This is a genomic window from Streptomyces sp. NPDC050549 (assembly GCF_040655035.1).
Lineage (GTDB): Bacteria > Actinomycetota > Actinomycetes > Streptomycetales > Streptomycetaceae > Streptomyces.
Window position 1 is genome coordinate 169,629 of the sequence record NZ_JBFAJD010000013.1, and the last position, 18,266, is coordinate 187,894.

At 71.7% G+C, this 18,266-nt stretch carries 16 protein-coding genes and 3 tRNA genes; 8 read left to right on the forward strand and 11 right to left on the reverse strand.

Annotated features, from left to right (window positions below; all coding sequences use genetic code 11):
* Nucleotides 1-8 precede the first annotated feature (8 nt).
* On the reverse strand, nt 9-1,049 hold the full coding sequence (locus AB0I51_RS21045; protein ID WP_362977314.1) for an oxidoreductase: 1,041 nt from the start codon (nt 1,047-1,049) through the stop codon (nt 9-11).
* Between the two features lie 296 nt (nt 1,050-1,345).
* Between AB0I51_RS21045 and AB0I51_RS21050 the strand changes: the two genes are divergently transcribed.
* Complete coding sequence (locus tag AB0I51_RS21050) at nt 1,346-1,762, forward strand: SsgA family sporulation/cell division regulator (protein WP_362977221.1); 417 nt, start codon at nt 1,346-1,348, stop codon at nt 1,760-1,762.
* A gap of 1 nt (nt 1,763) precedes the next feature.
* On the opposite strand, the gene AB0I51_RS21055 is transcribed toward AB0I51_RS21050, so the two are convergent.
* Complete coding sequence (locus tag AB0I51_RS21055) at nt 1,764-2,597, reverse strand: isocitrate lyase/phosphoenolpyruvate mutase family protein (RefSeq protein WP_362977223.1); 834 nt, start codon at nt 2,595-2,597, stop codon at nt 1,764-1,766.
* A 338-nt stretch (nt 2,598-2,935) separates the two neighbouring features.
* Here AB0I51_RS21055 and AB0I51_RS21060 point away from each other — a divergent pair, with 338 nt between their 5' ends.
* The 4 genes from AB0I51_RS21060 to AB0I51_RS21075 all read left to right on the forward strand — a co-directional run bounded on the left by AB0I51_RS21060 (nt 2,936) and on the right by AB0I51_RS21075 (nt 7,584).
* A complete protein-coding gene (locus AB0I51_RS21060) occupies nt 2,936-4,558 on the forward strand; it encodes an ABC-F family ATP-binding cassette domain-containing protein (RefSeq protein WP_362977225.1) in 1,623 nt (540 codons plus the stop codon).
* 135 nt (nt 4,559-4,693) lie between these two features.
* Nucleotides 4,694-5,470 carry a dimethylargininase gene (ddaH, locus tag AB0I51_RS21065; RefSeq protein ID WP_362977227.1) on the forward strand — a complete coding sequence of 259 codons (777 nt, stop codon included), beginning with the start codon at nt 4,694-4,696 and terminating at the stop codon, nt 5,468-5,470.
* Between the two features lie 216 nt (nt 5,471-5,686).
* Nucleotides 5,687-6,661 (forward strand): acyl-ACP desaturase, encoded by a 975-nt coding sequence (locus tag AB0I51_RS21070; RefSeq protein ID WP_362977229.1) that lies wholly within the window; start codon nt 5,687-5,689, stop codon nt 6,659-6,661.
* 74 nt (nt 6,662-6,735) lie between these two features.
* Nucleotides 6,736-7,584, forward strand: a complete 849-nt coding sequence (locus tag AB0I51_RS21075) for a hypothetical protein (RefSeq protein WP_362977231.1) — start codon at nt 6,736-6,738, stop codon at nt 7,582-7,584.
* Between the two features lie 15 nt (nt 7,585-7,599).
* On the opposite strand, the gene AB0I51_RS21080 is transcribed toward AB0I51_RS21075, so the two are convergent.
* Nucleotides 7,600-7,675 (reverse strand) — tRNA-Trp (locus AB0I51_RS21080).
* A 91-nt stretch (nt 7,676-7,766) separates the two neighbouring features.
* Here AB0I51_RS21080 and AB0I51_RS21085 point away from each other — a divergent pair.
* The gene (locus AB0I51_RS21085) at nt 7,767-9,170 is read left to right on the forward strand and encodes a hypothetical protein (protein WP_362977233.1); all 1,404 of its coding nucleotides are present in this window, start codon (nt 7,767-7,769) and stop codon (nt 9,168-9,170) included.
* The gene (locus AB0I51_RS21090; protein ID WP_362977235.1) at nt 9,171-10,997 is read left to right on the forward strand and encodes an AAA family ATPase; all 1,827 of its coding nucleotides are present in this window, start codon (nt 9,171-9,173) and stop codon (nt 10,995-10,997) included. It abuts the gene before it with no gap.
* On the opposite strand, the gene AB0I51_RS21095 is transcribed toward AB0I51_RS21090, so the two are convergent.
* The 5 genes from AB0I51_RS21095 to AB0I51_RS21115 form a co-directional block, all read right to left on the reverse strand.
* Nucleotides 10,975-12,198 carry a ribonuclease inhibitor gene (locus AB0I51_RS21095; protein WP_362977237.1) on the reverse strand — a complete coding sequence of 408 codons (1,224 nt, stop codon included), beginning with the start codon at nt 12,196-12,198 and terminating at the stop codon, nt 10,975-10,977. The two genes, AB0I51_RS21090 and AB0I51_RS21095, sit on opposite strands and share 23 nt — an antisense overlap.
* Complete coding sequence (locus AB0I51_RS21100) at nt 12,195-13,544, reverse strand: SDR family oxidoreductase (protein WP_362977239.1); 1,350 nt, start codon at nt 13,542-13,544, stop codon at nt 12,195-12,197. The genes AB0I51_RS21095 and AB0I51_RS21100 overlap by 4 nt, the downstream gene beginning before the upstream one ends.
* 29 nt (nt 13,545-13,573) lie before the next feature.
* Nucleotides 13,574-13,645, reverse strand: a tRNA-Glu gene (locus AB0I51_RS21105).
* 10 nt (nt 13,646-13,655) lie between these two features.
* Nucleotides 13,656-13,727, reverse strand: a tRNA-Ala gene (locus AB0I51_RS21110).
* A gap of 64 nt (nt 13,728-13,791) precedes the next feature.
* The gene (locus AB0I51_RS21115; RefSeq protein WP_362977241.1) at nt 13,792-14,037 is read right to left on the reverse strand and encodes a WhiB family transcriptional regulator; all 246 of its coding nucleotides are present in this window, start codon (nt 14,035-14,037) and stop codon (nt 13,792-13,794) included.
* Between the two features lie 290 nt (nt 14,038-14,327).
* Between AB0I51_RS21115 and AB0I51_RS21120 the strand changes: the two genes are divergently transcribed.
* Entirely contained in the window at nt 14,328-15,119 is a 792-nt protein-coding gene (locus AB0I51_RS21120) for a VOC family protein (protein WP_362977243.1), read from the forward strand.
* 25 nt (nt 15,120-15,144) lie between these two features.
* Here the strand turns inward: AB0I51_RS21120 and AB0I51_RS21125 are convergent, their stop codons facing one another.
* The 3 genes from AB0I51_RS21125 to ligD form a co-directional block, all read right to left on the reverse strand.
* Nucleotides 15,145-16,191, reverse strand: coding sequence for a LacI family DNA-binding transcriptional regulator (locus tag AB0I51_RS21125; RefSeq protein WP_362977245.1), 1,047 nt, complete (start codon nt 16,189-16,191; stop codon nt 15,145-15,147).
* Nucleotides 16,192-16,280: 89 nt separating this feature from the next.
* Nucleotides 16,281-17,210 (reverse strand): ornithine cyclodeaminase family protein, encoded by a 930-nt coding sequence (locus AB0I51_RS21130; protein ID WP_362977247.1) that lies wholly within the window; start codon nt 17,208-17,210, stop codon nt 16,281-16,283.
* A 4-nt stretch (nt 17,211-17,214) separates the two neighbouring features.
* A complete protein-coding gene (gene ligD, locus AB0I51_RS21135) occupies nt 17,215-18,249 on the reverse strand; it encodes a non-homologous end-joining DNA ligase (protein ID WP_362977249.1) in 1,035 nt (344 codons plus the stop codon).
* Between the last annotated feature and the right edge of the window lie 17 nt (nt 18,250-18,266).

Below are 18,266 nucleotides of genomic sequence, written 5' to 3' on the forward strand. Positions count from 1 at the left end.
CACGGCCCTCAGTCCTCCAGCCGTGCGACGCGCCCCTTCTCCCCCGCCGCCCAGCAGCCCAGGTCGGCCGCGCAGTCCACGGTGTCGTACGAGCCGGTGTCGACCGTCTTCCAGGTACGGCCCGCGTCGGTCGTGACGTCGGTGCCGGTGGGGCCGACCGCGAGGGCGGTGGAGCGGCTGCGGGGCAGCCAGGTCGCGCCGGAGCGGTAGGCGGGCGGCGGGGTCGTGGCGGGGGCCCAGGTGCGGCCACCGTCGCCGGTGACGGCCGCCGCCAGCGGTGACGGCTGGTCGGCGGTGTAGTCGCCGCCGACCGCGAGCCCGTGCGTACGGTCGCGGAAGGCGAGCGCGAAGACCCCGCGCGCGGGGTCACCGGCCGGGATCGGTGTGTCGGTCGCCGTCCAGGTGAGGCCGCGGTCGGCGGAGTGCAGGACACGCGCGCGTGCACCCCCGCCGGTGGCCAGCCACGCGTCCCGGGGCCCGGAGCTCACCAGGCACTGGCCGCTGGCCGCGAAGCCCGCCTCGCCGTCGAGCGCGGCCGGCATCCCGGTACTGGGCAGCACCTTCCAGGAGCGGCCGCCGTCGCCGGTCGACAGGATGCGGAACCTGCCGTCCACCGGATCGCTCATCGCGAGGCCGTGGCGGCTGTCGAAGAAGGTCATGCAGTCGTAGAAGGCGTTCGCGTCGGTGTTGCGGAAGGACTCGGTCCAGGTCGTCCCGCCGTCGTCGGTGCGGTAGACGCGGGACGCCTCGCCCTCGCCGATCGCCAGCACCACCGCGCGCCGCGCGTCGAACGCCTCGACGTCCCGGAACTGCAGGTCGGCCGCGCCGGGCGGCGAGACGTTCCGCCAGCTCGCCCCGCCGTCGGTGGTGCGCAGCACGGTTCCCGCGGTCCCGGCCACCCACGCGGTGTTCCGGCTGACCGCCGACAGTCCCCGGAAGCGCACACCGGCGGCCCCGCTGTCCTTGAGTTCCCAGTGCGGGGCCCGGTGCGCCGTGTCCCGTGCCTGCGCCGGTACGGCGGTCAGCACGGCCAGCGCCGTCGCGCACATCACCCCGGCCGCCGCCCTTCGGTACGTACGTCCCACCTGTCGCGTGTTCCCCATGCGCCTCATGGCGGGCGAAGCTAGCCCACTGTCCGGAGGCCGTCCAGATGGCCCTCGCCCGCCTTGGGCGCATATGGGCGGCGGTGACAGAGGTCACTAGAAATTGGTGTGCACGGATTGGCCAGTTCCGGCGTCTCTTCCAATGCGGACCAGTCCACCCGGAGGTCCGTTCCGGAGTCCTTCCGGGAGTCCTTCCGGCCGTCACCGCAGTCCGCACCGCCGTCACACAAGGGAGCAAGGCGTTGTCCATCGTCATCGAGCAGCCCGTAGAGGCCCGTCTCGTCGCCGCCGCACCGCGGATGCTGAGCATTCCCGCCACCCTGCACTACGACCGGCGCGACCCCTTCGCCGTCCGGATGACCTTCCCCGCGCCGGCCACCCTGGAGGGCGTCGAGGTCTGCTGGACCTTCGCCCGGGAACTCCTGTCGGCCGGTCTGCACGGGGCGGAGGGCCACGGCGACGTCCGGGTGCGGCCCTACGGCTTCGACCGCACCGTCCTGGAGTTCCACGCCCCCGAGGGCACCGCCGTCGTGCATGTCCGCTCGACGGAGATCCGCCGCTTCCTGCGGGCCACCGGTGAGCTGGTGCCCGCCGGTCTCGAACACCTCCAGCTCGACCTGGACCACGACCTCGCCGAGCTGATGCGGGACGCCTGCTGAGCTACTTCCCCCGGTCCAGCAGCGAGTTCAGCTCGCCGTAGCCCAGCCCTCCCGCCAGCGCGTCGTAGGTACCCGTGTCCAGCAGCTCCCGCGCGGCACGGCGGACCACGGCGTACGCGGCCAGGGCGACGCCGGAGCCCGCGCTCACCCGGGCGACGCCCAGCGCGGCCAGTTCGGCGACCGATGGTGCGCCGGGGCCGACCAGCACATTGAGCGGACCGTCGATCCCGTCGGCGAGTTCCTTGACCGTTCCCGGTTCGACGGCCCCGGGGACGAAGATCCCGTCCGCGCCCGCGGCCCGGAACGCGGCGGCCCGCTCCAGGGTCGCGTCCACTCCCCCGGCGCCCCGCAGAAACGTGTCGATGCGCGCGTTGACGAACAGCGGCACCCCCTCCGCGTCGGCGGCCTCCCGGGCGGCGGCGATCCGCTCGGCCTGCTCGGCGACCGGGCGCAGGACGCCCTCACCGCCGTAGAGCGCGTCCTCGATGTTCACCCCCACCGCGCCCGCCGCGAGCACCGCGCGGACCGTGTCGGCGACGCCCGCCGGGTCCTTCGCGAAGCCGCTCTCGATGTCGGCGCTCACCGGCACGGACACGGCCGAGGTGATGCGGGCGACCGCCTCCAGGGCCCGGTCCCGGTCCAGCCGGTCGCCGTCCGGGACGCCGAGGGCCCAGGCGAGGCCCGCGCTGGTCGTCGCCACGGCCGACGCGCCCGCGTCCTCGGCGATGCGGGCGCTGGCGGCGTCCCAGGCGTTCGGCAGGACGAGCGGACGCCCCGGTACATGCAGCGCGCGGAAGGCCGGCGCCCGGTCACGAAGGGTGTTGTGGTTCGTCATGTGCCCCACTCAAGCAGCCGCGGGCGCATGTCGGCTGGCAGGAATCCGACATCGATGTGTCGGCCGGGGGCGCCCTTTTAATTGCGTTGACAGGCGACAAGGGCCCTCCGTAGCGTTTCCCTCGGTCCTGTTGCCATCGATTGGAGAAGGACGTTGCTCGTCTGAGGTTCTGAGACACCGCGTCACACACCCCTGAGGTGTGTCCGTCGTGTTCGACCTCGGCGTCCGAGCCGTCCTCCGGAACAGGGCCCTTTCCGTGCCCTCCGGGACCAGCCTCCCGCCCCGCGGTGTCTCGCAACGCGTCTGCCCTGACCGCATCGAGCAACCGCGAGGTCTGCATGAGTTCCTCCGTCACCTGTACGTCCCTCTCCTTCGCCTGGTCCGACGGCACCCCCGTCCTCGAAGACCTCGACGTCGCCTTCGGACCCGGCAGAACCGGTCTCGTCGGCGTCAACGGATCAGGAAAATCAACCCTGTTGAAACTGATCGCGGGCGAACTCGCCCCGGTCGACGGCACAGTGCGGGTCGCGGGCGAGGTCGGACACCTCCCGCAGAACGTCACGCTCGACACCGCCCTGCGCGTCGACGAGACCCTCGGCATCGCCGCGCGCCGGGCCGCCCTGCACGCCATCGAGGCCGGTGACGCGGCCGAGGAACACTTCGAGACGCTCGGCGACGACTGGGACGTGGAAGAACGGGCCCTCGCCACCCTCGGCGAACTCGGCCTGGGACACATCGACCTGGACCGCACCATCGGCGAGGTGTCCGGCGGCGAGTCGGTCCTGCTGCGGCTGGCCGCGCTGCTGCTCGGCCGGCCGGACGTCCTGCTCCTCGACGAACCGACGAACAACCTCGACCTGTACGCGCGCAGACGGCTGTACACGGCCGTCGCATCCTGGCCGGGAGTGATGATCGTGGTCAGCCACGACCGCGAACTCCTGGACCTCGTCGACCAGATCGCCGATCTGCGCTCCGGCGGGATCACCTGGTACGGCGGCAACTTCTCCGCCTACGAGGAGGCCCTCGCCGTCGAACAGGACGCCGCCGAACGGATGGTGCGCGTCGCCGAGTCCGACTTCCGCAAGCAGAAGCGCGAACTGGTCGACGCCCACGTCAAGTTGGCCCGCCGCAAGCGGTACGGGCAGAAGATGAACGACCAGAAGCGCGAGCCGAAGATCGTCATGGGGGCACGGAAGCGGGCGGCGCAGGAGTCCGCGGGCAAGCACCGCATCATGCACGAGGAGCGGCTCACCGAGGCGAGGGAACGGCTCGACGAGGCGGTGGAGGCCGTACGGGACGACGACGAGATCCGCGTCGACCTGCCGTACACGGCCGTACCGCCGGGTCGTACGGTCCTGACCCTCCTGGACCTCGAACTCGCCCACGGCGCGCGGGTGTCCGGCGGGCTCGATGTGCGCGGGCCGGAGCGGATCGCGCTGATCGGGCGCAACGGCGCGGGCAAGACGACGCTGCTGCGCACGATCGCCGGGGAGCTGGCGCCGCTGTCGGGCGAGGCGACGGCACATGTCCCGCTGCGGTTCCTGCCGCAGCGGCTCGACGTCCTCGACGACGAGCTGACCGTGGCCGAGAACGTGGCCCGGTTCGCGCCTGCCGCCACCAACAACAGGGTCCGGGCCCGGCTCGCCCGCTTCCTGTTCCGGGGCGCCCGCGCCGACCAGCTAGCGGCGACCCTGTCCGGGGGCGAACGCTTCCGGGCCGCGCTGGCCGCGCTGATGCTGGCGGAGCCCGCCCCGCAACTGCTGATGCTGGACGAGCCGACGAACAACCTCGACATGGCGAGCGTGCGCCAGCTGACCACGGCGCTGGAGTCCTACGAGGGCGCGCTGATCGTGGCCAGTCACGATCTGCCGTTCCTGGAGTCCGTCGGCGTCACCCGCTGGCTGCTGCTGGACGGGGAGCTGCGGACGATCACTCCGGAGGAGGTGGAACAGCCGGACTAGGACAGGGCGGCGCATCTCAGGAGGGCCACAGCCTCACGGCAGGGGTTTTGTCGGCACGGACGGGTGACGCATGATGGCCAACCGGTGCCGCGACGCCGGCACCGGAAACGATCCCGCCGATACGGAGTCCCGCTCGTGCCCAGCCACAAGGCCCTCGTCCGCCGCCCCAGCCCGCGCCTGGCCGAAGGGCTGGTCACGCACATCGAGCGGGAGAAGGTCGACGTCGAGCGAGCCGTCGAGCAGTGGGAGGCGTACGTGCAGGCGCTGCGGACGCACGGCTGGGAGACGATCGAGGTGGAGCCCGCCGACGACTTCCCCGACTCCGTGTTCGTCGAGGACACGGTGGTGATGTACAAGAACGTGGCGCTGATCACCCGGCCCGGCGCCGAGTCCCGGCGCGAGGAGACCGGCGGGGTGGAGGAGGCGGTGGCCCGGCTCGGCTGCTCGGTGAACTGGGTCTGGGAACCGGGCACCCTGGAGGGCGGCGACGTCCTCAAGGTCGACGACACGATCTACGTCGGCCGGGGCGGGCGTACGAACGCGGCCGGTGTGCAGCAGCTGCGGGCCGTGTTCGAGCCGCTCGGGGCGCGTGTGGTCGCCGTACCCGTGAGCAAGGTGCTGCATCTGAAGTCGGCGGTCACCGCGCTGCCCGACGGGACGGTGCTCGGGCACATCCCGAAGGTGGACCGGCCCGCGCTGTTCCCGCGCTTCCTGTCGGTGCCCGAGGAGGCCGGTGCGCATGTGGTGCTGCTCGGCGGCGACAAGCTGCTGATGGCGGCGAGCGCGCCCAAGACGGCCGACCTGCTCGCCGACCTCGGCCACGAGCCGGTCGTGGTGGACATCAGCGAGTTCGAGAAGCTCGAAGGCTGTGTGACGTGCCTCTCGGTCAGGCTCCGGGATCTGTACGCCTGAGCGGGTGGACGGATCACCCGTCCGACGCCGGGACCTGCGGCCCTGGCGCTGTTCGGGATACCCCGGCGACGCGGGCCTGAACAGCGATCTTTACAGCGTCCTTAACCTACGGTCTCGTAACCTACGGTTTCGTAGCCTACGATTCCGTAAGTTGCACAGACCCCGGCACCGCTCGCCGGTTTGTTCAGTTTTGCACCACGTCCCCCTGGAGTCCCCGTGACGATCACTTCCCCGCACCTCGGCAGCCCCGCAGTCTGGACCGACGCCAAGCTGCTGTACGCGTTGGAGGAAGTCGTCGAAACGGAACTCAACCGGCACCTCAAGGTCACCAAGGACTGGATGCCGCACGAGTACGTGCCCTGGAGCGACGGCCGCAACTTCCCCGGCCTCTTCGAGGACGGCGAGGCCTGGGACAAGGAGCAGTCCAAGGTCACCGAGATCGGCCGCATCGCCCTCGTGGTGAACCTCCTCACCGAGGACAACCTCCCCAGCTACCACCACGAGATCGCCTCCCTGTTCGGCCGCGACGGCGCCTGGGGCACCTGGGTGCACCGCTGGACGGCGGAGGAGGGCCGGCACGGCATCGTCATGCGGGACTACCTGCTCGCCTCCCGCGCGGTCGACCCGGACAAGCTCGAAGCGTTCCGCATGCAGCACATGAGCGAGGGCTTCGAGTCGGACAACCGGCACTCGATGCTGCACTCCGTGGCGTACGTCGCCTTCCAGGAACTGGCCACGCGCGTCTCGCACCGCAACACCGGCCACCAGTCGGGCGACCCGGTCTGCGACCGCATGCTGGCCCGCATCGCGACCGACGAGAACCTCCACATGGTCTTCTACCGCAACCTCCTGAAGGCCGCGTTCGAGCTCGCCCCCGACCTCACCATGCAGGCCGTGCGCGACGTCCTCGTCAACTTCCGGATGCCCGGTCACGGCATGCCCGGCTTCGAGCGGTTCGCCGCCCAGATGGCCATCGGCGAGGTCTACAACCTGCGCATCCACCACGACGACGTGATCCAGCCCGTGCTGCGCTTCCTGAAGGTCATGGAGATCGACGGTCTCGGCCCCGAGGGCCGGCGCGCCCAGGAGGAGATCGGCCTGTACATGGGCGGCCTCGACTCCGAGGCCTCCAAGTTCGACGAGAAGCTGGCCATCCGCAAGGCCCGCATGGCGGCCCGCGCGAGCGCCTGACCCGACCGGCCCCGGCCCGCCCGGCGATCCATTTGCCGGTGCGGGCCGCCGCCTTGCTGCGGCATCATGCGGCCATGCGTGAGAACAGCACGTCAGGGTCGGCCGTCGACTTCCTGCTGGGCCTGATCGGCGGCGGAGACGCCGAGCGGGTACGGCGGCGGATCGGGCTGCCGGAGCCGGAGGACGACAGGAGTGCCGAGGCGCGGCGCAACGTCCTGATGTGGTCCTGGACGAGGACGGCGGTACCGGCCTCCGTGCTGCTGTGGGTTCTGGAGGAGAACGATCCGGAACTGAACCTCAGCGTCTGGCGGCATGTGTCGGCGGACAACGCGATGCGGCGGGCCATCGTCCGGGGCGTGCCGTTCGGTCCCGCCGACGAGGATTCGCCGACTGTTGTCGAGGGCCTGAGCCCGGAGCTGGAACCACCGGTGCCCGAGAGCTTCACCCGCTTCGGCCTTCTCGGCGCCCTGCGCGAGGCCACCTCCATGCAGGCCGCGCGGACGGCCGCGTCGATGGTCCTGAAGCGCTCCGACTGGCAGGCGGTCACCGAGGCGGACCGGGACCGCCCACTGCCCGGCTACGCGCGCTGGGCACTGGCGATACGCCCGGACTGCCCGCCTGCGCTCCGCGCGCAGTTCGGCACGCACCGCAAGTTCACCCACCGGGTCGAGCAGGCCGGAGTGCTGGACGGCCCCGCCGACTACGCGACCTCCTGGGGCCCCGCGTCACACGTGTTGAACGTGCTGTCCACAGGCCAACTGCTGTTCCCCACACGCGTGGGCGAGGCCCAGGACGCGCTACGGCCGCTGGTGCGCGACCACTTGGCCGCTCGCGAGGACGCCTGGGCGGTGCTGGCGCAGCTGATCGAAACCTTCCAGGGAAACGTGGCGGAGCTGGTGGTGACGGCGGGCGCGATCGCCTGAGCCGGGCCGAGAGGGGGCGGGGTGGCTGGATTCGAACCAGCGTGCCCCAGTTCTGGAGACCGGTGCGCCTGCCTCTGCGCTACGACCCCGCCCTTGGGGCCAGAGCGTAATGCCTTGGCCCGATGTCAGTGGGGCCTGGTACCAATGAGCCATCGGGGGAACTGCGGTGCGGGGGGTGTGGGATGGCGTACGGGGAGCGGGGTGGGCGTACCCCTGTGGTCGATCCGGCCGACCGCAGAGCCCTGGAGCGGTACCGGCCGGCGGACCCGGCGACGGTCGCCGAGGCGCGGCGGCTGAAGGAGGCCGCGCTGCTGGACTTCGGGCTGACCGAGTCGGCGGTGGCGTCCTGGCTGTACGCGAAGTGCCACCACCAGATCCCGACCACGGCGCTGGACACCGCGGCCGTGGTCGCCTCCGGCGACGGCTCCTGCCTGCTGCTCTTCAACCCGGACTTCTTCGTCCGACTCGGCCTGGCGGGCGTTAAGTTCGTGCTCTTCCACGAGGCCCGGCACCTGGTCCAGCGACACCTGTTCGCCGACCCCGAGCTGCGCGAGGACCCGGTGTTCGAGCTGGCCGCCGAGGTCTCCATCAACCATGTCGCCCTGGTCCGGCTGGGCCGCCCCGAACTGCCCCTGCTGGACGGCCGCCCGACAGGCATCGATCCACGGCGGATCCACACCCTGTACCAGGACGACCTCACCACGCACGGCCTGGAGCCCGTCCCCTACGAGGAGTTCGTCGCCACGGACATGAAGGTCTACGGCGAGCTGAAGCGCATGGCACATCCCCCGGTCCCGGAGCGGCGGCTGTGCGTGCACCTGGTGGACGGTGGCGTACCGGCCGACCAGGAGACCGTGGACGCGGTGGCCTCGTCCGCGCTGCTCAACTCCCTGCTGGCGGCGCGGCGCGGACACGCGGGCGCGGAGGGGGAGTTGCTCGACCTGATGGGTCGTACGGAGGACGGTTCCGCGCGGGCCGCCCGGATCTGGGGGAACCTCGGCGCGGGCGTCCTGCGCGGCGAGACGGCACGCACGCGTGCGGTCCACTGGTGGCAGCGCTGGCTCGTCGACGTCCTCGGCTCGAAACTGCGCGACGGCGAGCGGCTGGTGTACCCGAAGAAGCGCGGCGCACTGCTCGCGGCCCTCGGCCAGGACCCGATGCTCTCCCGGCGCGGCCCGGTCCGCGACAAGGTCCTGGTCATCGCCTACGACACCTCGGGCTCGATGCCCCAGCACGTGATCACCTGGCTCACCGAACTCGTCGGCCGGATCGACGGAGTCGAGGCGCACTGGCTGTCTTTCGACGCCGTGGTCATGCCGTTCACACCGGGCGAAAGGGTCCACGGCGGCGGCGGCACCAGCTTCCAGGCGGTCGCGGACTACGTGGAGGGGCGGACGGAGGTCAACGGCCGCCGGTTCGACGTCACCCCGGACGCGGTCGTGATGCTCACCGACGGGTACGCCCCGCCGATCTCGCCCGCCGAGCCGGACAAGTGGATCTGGCTGATCACCGAGGGCAGCAGCGAGTGGCCCGAGACGCACACCCCGGCGATGGACTGCCATCGCGTCACGACAGGATCGCGGTAAATGAGCACGGAGACAGGGCAGTTGACGACCCCGGCGACCGGGCGCGGCGGGCGGGAGGTGTCCCGCCTGGAGTCCTTCATCGACGCGATGATCGACCTGGGGCAGACCGGGCAGATCTTCGGCGAGCACGGCATCGGCAAGACGGCGACGTTCTTCTCCCACATCGGCCGCGCCCACCCGGGCACCGCGCTGGTGTACGTCCCGGCGGCCAATCTGACGCCGGACGACCTGCTGGTCAACGCGCCGGTGCGGGACCCGCACACCGGTGAACTCGTGCTGCGGCAGCTGGTGATGAGCCAGTTGAAGCCGGGCACGCCGTTCGTTCTGCTCATCGACGACTCGCTGCAGGCGGGCGACACGATCCAGTCGCAGCTGATGCAGATCGCCTGCAACTGGACGCTGGGCGAGCACGATCTGCGGGCGCTGGGCTGCGTCGGTGTCTTTCTCACGGACAACGAGTCGCTGTCCGAGACCTCGGCCCGGCGCGGCGACCTCGCGCTGCTCGACCGCATGGTCACGATGCGGATCACGGCCAACGACACGTCCTGGCGCCGGCATCTCGCCTCGAAGTACCGCCCCTGGGACCTGAATCCGGTGTTCGCGGTGTGGGCGTCGCTCTCCCCCGCGCTGCGCGAGCTGCTGTCCCCGCGGACGCTGGACCATGTCCTGGCCAACGCGAAGGAGGGTTTCCCGCTCCGCTGGGGTCTGCCCCTGATCGACGGCGAGCGGCTGCGGCTGACCGAACCGGGCCCCGACGGCAGGCCGGGCCAGGACCGCACGGCGGAGATCCTGGACCGCCTCGCCCAGGCTCTCGGCGTGCCCAACCCGGCCACGGTTCCGGACCCGGTACGGCAGGTGGTGCGGGCCGCGCTGCGCAACCGCTGGACGGTACTCCTGCAAGGGCCGCCAGGCTGCGGCAAGACGGAGCTGGTCCGGGAGACGGTCCGCGCGGGCCTGGGCCGCGAGCCGCTGTACTTCTCACTGCCGGTGACGAACGTCGAGGACCTGTGCGCACCGATCCCGTCGCCGGACGGCACCCTGGACAACCTGCTGGCCGCGAACTTCACCGGCTCGGACCCCAAGGCGATCGTGTGGGACGAGTACAACCGCCCCAAGGACAAGGCCGCGTTCGCCAAGCTCATGGAGATCACCCAGGAGTGGTCCCTCGCGGGCCGGCGCATCGAGAACCTGCGGGCGCAGATCGCCGTGCAGAACCCGCCATACCACCTCGGCCGCAAGTTGCTGGTCTCGCGGAACAACATCGCCCAGGCGACACGGTTCACGGCCTCGCTGACGGTGGATCCGGCTGACATCCCGGCCAACGAGTGGCTGCTCGCGCGCTACGGGGCCGACGCCGAGACGGTGCTGGAGTGGTGGAAGCACGACATCGACGACGACGGCCGCGCCTGGATCACCAAGCGCACCCTGGAGCGGCTCGTCAAGCTGCACCGGCGGGGGCTGCCGCTGGAGATGGCGACGGTCTACCTCGGCGACGGCGAGTACGCGCCCGTGCCGCTCACCGCCCTGATCGACCGCTTCAAGGGCCGCCCGGTCACCGGCCTGCGTGAGCTGGCCCGAGAGGCGGACCACTGGGAGGCCCGGCTGCGCCGCGCCGCCGAGCACACCGACGAGGGCGGCGACGACAGCGACGTGGTCCACCAGATCCTCGCCAACGCGGAGTTGTCCCAGCTGAAGAAACACCGCGCGGTGGTGGCCCGCATGGTGGCACTGCTCCCGGCGAAGCTCCGGGCCACCTATCTGGTGGGGGCGTCGGCACAGCAACAGCGGTTCTGGACCGACATATTCACCGCGATGGCGCGTCGCTGACCCCGTGCTCGCCCTCCCCAGGTCGTGCCGTGCGGTGCACGCTGCGCACGGCGGCCACGTCGGGGGCGAGCGATGGTGGCGGGACGTGGGCGGTAAGGGTCTCCAGGCGGCGCTTGATGCTGGCGGCGATGCCCTGGCCGAGGACGAAGCGGGTGGGGGTGAGCGCCCGGGGTGCCGTGTCGAGGAGGCGGTGGGCCTCGCGGCTGCGCATCCCGGTGTGGGACAGGACGAGGTGCGTGAGGCGGTGCTCTGCGGCAGCGAGGATGTGGGCCATGGTCTCGGCGGCGGGCAGGTCGACGTGGTTGTCGGCCGCGCCCAGCACCGCCGCCGCCCGGACCCGGCCGAGGTCCAGCAGGCGGACCCCGGCCGCGGTGGCCGCCGCCACCAGCCGTGCCGCGGCCCGCGGGCCGATGCCGTTGCTGGCGACGGACAGTCGCGCGAGCCGTCCGTACGGTGCGCGTTCCAGGGCGTCGGCCAACCGGAGGGCGCCCGGATCGCCCAACTGCGCGGCGGGCACATACAGTTCGTCGATCGCGGCCGCCGCCACGACGGCGGCGAGCGGTGCCGCACCGTCCGCCGCGAGCGGGTTGCCGCCGACAAAGAGGCGCTCGATTCGGCGGCCGTTGCCGGCGGCGGCCATCAGCGCGTCGGCGAGGACGGTCACGCCCGCCGGGTCGAGCCCGGTCTGTACGAGGTCGAGCGTGCGCAACGACCGCGCGGACTCGATGAGTTCGGCCGCCGCCCGCCCACCGCCGCTGCCCAGCGGATTGCGCTTCAGCCACACACCGGTCACGACCTGCGGCGAGGCCCGCAACCGGTCGGCGATCCGGCAGGCGCCCCCGGCCGTGATCCCGTTGCAGCCCAGGTAGAGCGTCTCGACCTCACCGCTCCCGCCCGCCACGACCTCGGCGCCCTCGTCACCGAGCCCGTCCGTACCGAGCAGCAAGTGCCGTACGGGCGACGGGCCTTGAGCCAGCGCCTCGGCGATGCGCGCGGCGCCCTGCGCGCCCAGGCCCTGTTTGCACAGATCGAGCCGCCCGTCCGGCAGCGCCGTCCCCACGGCGAAGTCCAGCCGCTCCCCGGCAGGTTGTCCCGCCCGCAACCAGTCCAGCAGCGGTCCCAGTTCGGCGACCGGACGCGGCGGGACGTACACCACACCGGCGAAGCCGACCTCACCCGTGTCCACCGTGTCCCCGCTCACCACGCCGCCTCCCGATAGTCCTTGAGGAACACCCCGGACACCGGGTCCCCCGACTCGCCGCGCACGATCGGGTCGTAGACGCGGGCCGCGCCGTCCACGATGTCGAGCGGTGTACGGAAGCCTGCGCGGGCCATGCGGCTCTTCTTGGGCGCGGGATTCTCGTCGGTGATCCAGCCCGTGTCGACGGCGCACATGTGGACGCCCTGTTCGGCGAGTTCGGCGGCGCTGGTGCGGGTGAGCATGTTGAGCGAGGCCTTGGCCATGTTGGTGTGCGGGTGTCCGGCGGTCTTGTTGCGGACGGCGAACCGGCCTTCCACGGCGGTCACGTTGACGACGTACCGGCGTGGGTGCGGTGACGCGAGCAGCAGCGGAAGCAGCCGGTCGCACAGCAGGGCGGGGGCGAGCGCGTTGACGAGCTGGGTCTCCAGGACCTCGGCCGGGTCGAGGTCTCCGAGCCGTGCCGACCAGGAGTTCTCCGGGGAGGGGTCGGGCAGCAGTCCCGCCTCGTCGGCCTCGCGCAGGACGACGGGAAGCGCCGAAGCCCCGCCCGCGAGCATCCGCATGGGTGTGAACCCCGGTGCCTGCCGGGCCCCTTCGGGCAGTGCGTCGCGCTCGCCGCCCACCAGCAGGGCGTACGACTGCGGGGGCCGCCGTACGGTCTGGGCGGCGTTGTTGACGAGGATGTCGAGCGGTTCGCCGGTCTGCCGCAACTCCTCGCACAGGCCCAGGACCTGGCGCGGGTCGCGGAGGTCCACGGCGAGCACGGTCAGCCGGTCGAGCCACTTCTCGCTGCCCGGCTCCGCGAGGAAGCGGCGCACGGTGTCGTGCGGGAACCGCGAGGTGACCTGCACCTCCGCGCCGTCCCGCAGCATCATCAGGGCCAACTGGAAACCGATCTTCACCCGCCCGCCGGTGAGCAGCACCCGGCGCCCGCTCAGATCCGTACTCAGCGCACGGCGGGCGGTGTTGTCGGCGGCGCAGTCGGGACAGAGCCGGTGGTAGAACGAATCCACCTGTCGATAGGGCGACTTGCAGACATAGCAACCTCGCGGCTTGCGGTACACACCACCGGCGTCCACCTGGGCCTCGCCCGCCGGACCCAGCGGAGCGTCCTCGCGCCGGTCCGCCGCGCCCGTCGCGGTCGCGGCCATCGCCGCCGCGTCGGCGGCGGACAGGTCGGCGCCGCGCGCCTTGCGGCGCCGCAGCCGCCCGTCCCGGGCGAAGGACGCGGCGACCTGCTCCGCGCGCAATCGCACCGGATCGTCCACGGGCAACTCCCGCAGCCTGCCCACCGCGTGGTGGAAGGCCGCGAGTTCCGCCTCGGTGATCCCGCCCTCGTCAGTCATCGGTTCCCGCCCCGGCCGTGCTCCGAAGGGGGCCCCGGCCGGATTCGAACCGGCGTATCCGCCGTGAGAGGGCGGCGAGTCTGCCTCTGCTCTACAGGGCCCGCGAACGCAGCCCGGGGATCGGATTCGAACCGATGTGACCGTCTTGCCAAGACGTGCGCCTGCCTCTGCGCTACGCCCGGGTGCGCTCCCGGATCCTAACCGCACGCCCCCGCGCGAGCGGCATCGACAAACGCCCCGGTACGCGTCACTGCGAGGAGCGCCTCAGCTCCAGCCGTTCCTTCTCCGAGAGGCCGCCCCACACGCCGAAGCGTTCGTCGTTGTCGAGGGCGTACTCCAGGCAGACGGAGCGGATCGGGCACATGCCGCAGATGCGTTTGGCCTCCCGGACGGAGCTGCCGGGCTCGGGGAAGAAGAAGTCCGCCCCGGTCTGCGCGCACAACGCCTCCTGCTGCCAGTCCAGGTCGGGCGCGGTGATCGTGTCGATGTGCATGACCAGGAGCGTGCCGTGCGGTGAAAAACGTTCGATCAACGCGGGATCAACGCCGCGCTCCGAGGCCTCCGGCCACCCCGATGGTGGCGCCGCGCCCGAACCGGCGCACGGCGGCGCGCGGAACCGGAGGAAAACACGGAGAACTTCCGCGGTCACCGAGGGTGAACAAAACGGTCTAGCCGGCTCACCACGGCCACACCGGCAGCGATTGTCAGTGGGCGGTGCAAGACTCGGCAGTGCAGAGAACGGGCCCCCTCAAGTACGGGACCCTTCAATGAGGAGGGCAAAAAATGCTCACCACCCGTTTCGTCAACGGCGCTCCCAACTGGCTGGACGTCGGCTCGCCCGACATCGACGGCGCCATCTCCTTCTACGGCGGTCTCTTCGGCTGGCAGTTCCAGTCCGCGGGACCCGAGGCCGGCGGCTACGGCTTATTCCAACTGGACGGCAAGACGGTCGCCGGCGGCATGCCACTGCCCCCGGAGCACGACTCGTCCGCGTGGACCGTCTACTTCCAGAGCCCGGACGCGGAGGCCACGGCCAAGGCGGTGGAACAGGCGCACGGCGCGGTCCTGTTCCAGCCGCTGGACGTGATGGGCGAGGGGCACATGGCGGTTCTGAGGGACCCGGCGGGCGCCGCGTTCGGCATCTGGCAGCCGGGCCGGACCAAGGGTGTCGACGTGGCGGGCGACCCCGGTTCGCTGACCTGGGTCGAGCTGTACACACCGGACGTCGCCGCGGCTGCCGCGTTCTATCACGCCTCGCTCGGCCTGGAGACCTCGGCCGCGCCCATGCCGGGCGGTGACTACACCTGTCTCAACCCGGCGGGTGCGGGCGAGGACGCGATGTTCGGCGGCGTCGTCCCGCTCGACTTCGACGCCACCGGGGCGGCCTCGGGGGCGTACTGGCTGGCCTACTTCGAGGTCGCCGACGTGGACGCCACCGTGGCCAAGGCGTTGGAGACCGGCGGCAAGGTGGCAGTGCCCGCCGCCAGCATGGAGGGCGTCGGCCGCCTGGCCCAGCTCACCGACCCGCACGGCGCCCGCTTCGCGATCATCAAGAGCGAACCGCCGCAGGACTGAGGCAGCGCCCGTGTCGGGAAGAGGCCTACGCGGAGGCGCGGTGGACCAGGGTGGTCGGCAGGATCACGCTGGACGGCGCGCCTCCGATGCCGTCCCTGACCCCACGGCGATCCAGGCCGCGCAGCAGCAGGCGCGCCATCAACCGGCCCATCTCCTCTATGTCCTGTCGGACCGTGGTGAGCGGCGGCTCGGTCTGTTCGGCGACCGGCAGCATGTCGTCGAAGCCGATCACGGCCACGTCCTCGGGCACCCGCAGCCCCTCCTCGCGCAGCACCTTCATGGCACCGTAGGCGGTGAGGTCGTTTGCGGCGAACACGGCGTCCACATCGGGGCAGCGGTCGAGGAGTTCGCGCATCGCGCGCTCGCCGCCGCCCGGCGTGAAGTCGCTCTCGACGATCAGCCGGGGGTCGACGTCGACCATGACGTCCCGGAACCCGTCGAGCCGGTCCACCGCGGACGTCTGGTCGAGGGCGCCGGTGATGTGCGCGATCCGGGTGCGGCCGAGCCCGACGAGATGCCGTACGGCCTCGCGGGCACCGCCCCGGTTGTCGCAGTCGACGTACACGGTGGGCCCGGACGCGCGGGTCCCCTCGCTCCAGCAGGGCCGCCCGCCGAACACCGTGGGGACACCGGCCCGTTGGATCAGTCCGGGCAGCGGGTCGTCGAGGTGGAGGGAGAAGACGAGCGCGCCGTCCACATGGCCGCCGGCGAGATAGCGGCCGACGCGGGCATGGTCGGCGCGGCCCTCGGTGAGGAGCAGTACGAGTTGGGAGTCGTGGGCGGTCAACTCCTTGCTGATGCCCCGGAGCTGCATGGCGAAGAAGGGGTCGGCGAAGACCCGGGTCTCCGGTTCGGCGATCACCACGGCGATGGCGTCGTGCCGCCTCGTCACCAGACTGCGGGCGGCCTGGTTGGGGACATAGCCGAGTTCCTCCACGGCCTGCCGGACCCGTTCGACGAGCGATTCCCGCACCCCGTCCCCGCCGTTGACCACCCGGGAGACGGTGGCCCGCGACACCCCCGCCCGCGCGGCCACGGCCTCCAGCGTGGGGCGCGGTGCTGTCTCGGTCACTTCTGGACCCCTCCTCGATGCTGCGGATCAGGATAGCCGCGGGCGAAGCAGACGGTGAGAGCGCTCCCAACCCGACGGGATCCCCCGGCTCACCCCAGCAGATTCACCCTCCGTCCGACCCCGTCCTCCTCCGCCCTCCGGTACGCCAGCCAGGCGAGCGCCAGGTCCTGCCAGGGCAGCCCGACGGGGGCGTACACGGAGCGGGCGTCGGCGTCGGTGCGGCCCGGGTGGTCGCCGCGCAGTACGTCGCCGAGTGTCGTGTCGATGTCGGCGGGGGCCAACGCGCCCACGGAAGCGACCAGTTGGCGGTCGTCGACGACGACTAGCGCCGCGTCGAGCAGGTCCGCGGCGAGTTCCCGCTTGCCGGGCTCGTCGGCGCCGAGGCTGGTGAGGTGCTGTCCCTCGCGGGTGTCCGCGAGAGACAGCAGCGGGGTGCGGGACCAGGTCGCGAGGAGCACGACGTCGGCGGCCGAGGCGATCTCCGTCGCCGAGCCCAGCACCCGGCCGCCGTGCGGCACGGCGAAGTCGGTCGCCCGCTCGAAGTCCGTGTCGTGGACGAGGAGTTGACCGTAGGGCCGCAGGACGCCCAATCCCCGCACCATCAACTCAGCCTGCGCGCCCGCACCGATCACCCCCACCACCGCGTCCTCCGCCGGACCCGCCAGCACATGGGTGCCCAGCGCCGCCGCGAGCCCCGTACGCCAGGCGGTGATCGTCGCCGAGTCCAGCAGGGCGAGCAACTCGCCGTCCACACCGCTGTACAGGCAGATGACACCCCGCAACGCGGGCCGCGCTCCGGGGAACTTGGCGTTGACCTTCGCCGTGTAGGCCTCGATGCCGGGCAGCAGTCCGGGGATCAGGGCGGTGGCCGTACCGGGGAACGGCAGGTCGGTGCGCACCCGTTGGCCGGGAATCGCCGCCCCGGCCCCCACGGCGCGAAAGCCGTCGCGCAGCGCGGCGAGGCAGGCCGAGGGTTCCAGGAGGTCACCGAGGTCGCTTCGGGTCAGGAGGCGGGTCATGCGTTCATGATCCGTCAGGGGTGACGTCCGGGTCCTTCTTCGCGCGGCTCGGCTGCACCCGCTTGGGCTCCCCCGGCATCTTCGGGTACTCCGGCGGGTACGGCAGATCGCCGAGCCCGTGGTCGTGTTCGTCGCGGCGGGCCAGTTCGAGGAGGGCGTCGAGGGAGTAGCGGTGGTCGTCCATGTCGGCGTGCACATCGCCGAGTTCGGCGAATCGGGCCGGCATGGTCGCGAGGTCGAAGTCGCGGGGGTGCGCGGCGTCGACCTCGTCCCAGCGCAGGGGTGCCGAGACGGGGGCGTGCGGGCGGGGTCGTACGGAGTAGGCGGAGGCGATGGTGCGGTCGCGGGCGGTCTGGTTGTAGTCGACGAAGATGCGCTCGCCGCGCTCCTCCTTCCACCACTTGATCGTCACCTGGTCGGGCATCCGGCGTTCCAGTTCGCGGCCGACCGCGATGGCCGCGCGGCGGACCTGGGTGAAGGTCCAGTTGGGTTCGATCGGCACGAAGACGTGCAGGCCGCGTCCGCCGGAGGTCTTGGGGAAGCCCTTCAGACCGCCGAACTCGTCGAGCACGGCACGGAGTTCGTGGGCGGCGCGGACCGCGTCGTCGTAGTCGGTGCCGGGCTGCGGGTCGAGGTCGATGCGGAGTTCGTCGGGGCTGTCGACGTCGTCGCGGCGGACCGGCCAGGGGTGGAAGGTGAGCGTGCCGTACTGGGCGGCCCACAGGACGGCGGCCTCCTCGGTGGGGCACATCTCGTCGGCGCTGCGTCCGCTGGGGAAGGTGATGTGGGCGGTCGGGATCCAGTCGGGCATGCTCTTGGGCGCCCGTTTCTGGAAGAAGTTCTCGCCCTCGACCCCGTCCGGGTAGCGCTCCAGGGTGGTGGGGCGGTTGCGCAGGGCGCGCAGGATTCCGGGGCCGACCGCGATGTAGTAGCGGGCGAGGTCCAGCTTGGTGAAGCCGCGCTCCGGGAAGAAGATCTTGTCGGGACTGGACAGCCGTACGGTTCGGCCGCCCGCCTCCAGTTCCACCGCTTCGCCCATGCGAGCCACGGTAGGCC

Bases quoted from the DNA above. Each gene is read 5' to 3' on its own strand.
- AB0I51_RS21060 (WP_362977225.1), top strand. From the start codon at position 2,936: ATGAGTTCCTCCGTCACCTGTACGTCCCTCTCCTTCGCCTGGTCCGAC.
- AB0I51_RS21055 (WP_362977223.1), bottom strand. From the start codon at position 2,597: ATGACGAACCACAACACCCTTCGTGACCGGGCGCCGGCCTTCCGCGCG.
- AB0I51_RS21075 (WP_362977231.1), top strand. From the start codon at position 6,736: ATGCGTGAGAACAGCACGTCAGGGTCGGCCGTCGACTTCCTGCTGGGC.
- AB0I51_RS21130 (WP_362977247.1), bottom strand. From the start codon at position 17,210: ATGACCCGCCTCCTGACCCGAAGCGACCTCGGTGACCTCCTGGAACCC.
- AB0I51_RS21120 (WP_362977243.1), top strand. From the start codon at position 14,328: ATGCTCACCACCCGTTTCGTCAACGGCGCTCCCAACTGGCTGGACGTC.
- ligD (WP_362977249.1), bottom strand. From the start codon at position 18,249: ATGGGCGAAGCGGTGGAACTGGAGGCGGGCGGCCGAACCGTACGGCTG.
- AB0I51_RS21085 (WP_362977233.1), top strand. From the start codon at position 7,767: ATGGCGTACGGGGAGCGGGGTGGGCGTACCCCTGTGGTCGATCCGGCC.
- AB0I51_RS21090 (WP_362977235.1), top strand. From the start codon at position 9,171: ATGAGCACGGAGACAGGGCAGTTGACGACCCCGGCGACCGGGCGCGGC.
- AB0I51_RS21115 (WP_362977241.1), bottom strand. From the start codon at position 14,037: ATGCACATCGACACGATCACCGCGCCCGACCTGGACTGGCAGCAGGAG.
- AB0I51_RS21045 (WP_362977314.1), bottom strand. From the start codon at position 1,049: ATGTGCGCGACGGCGCTGGCCGTGCTGACCGCCGTACCGGCGCAGGCA.
- AB0I51_RS21100 (WP_362977239.1), bottom strand. From the start codon at position 13,544: ATGACTGACGAGGGCGGGATCACCGAGGCGGAACTCGCGGCCTTCCAC.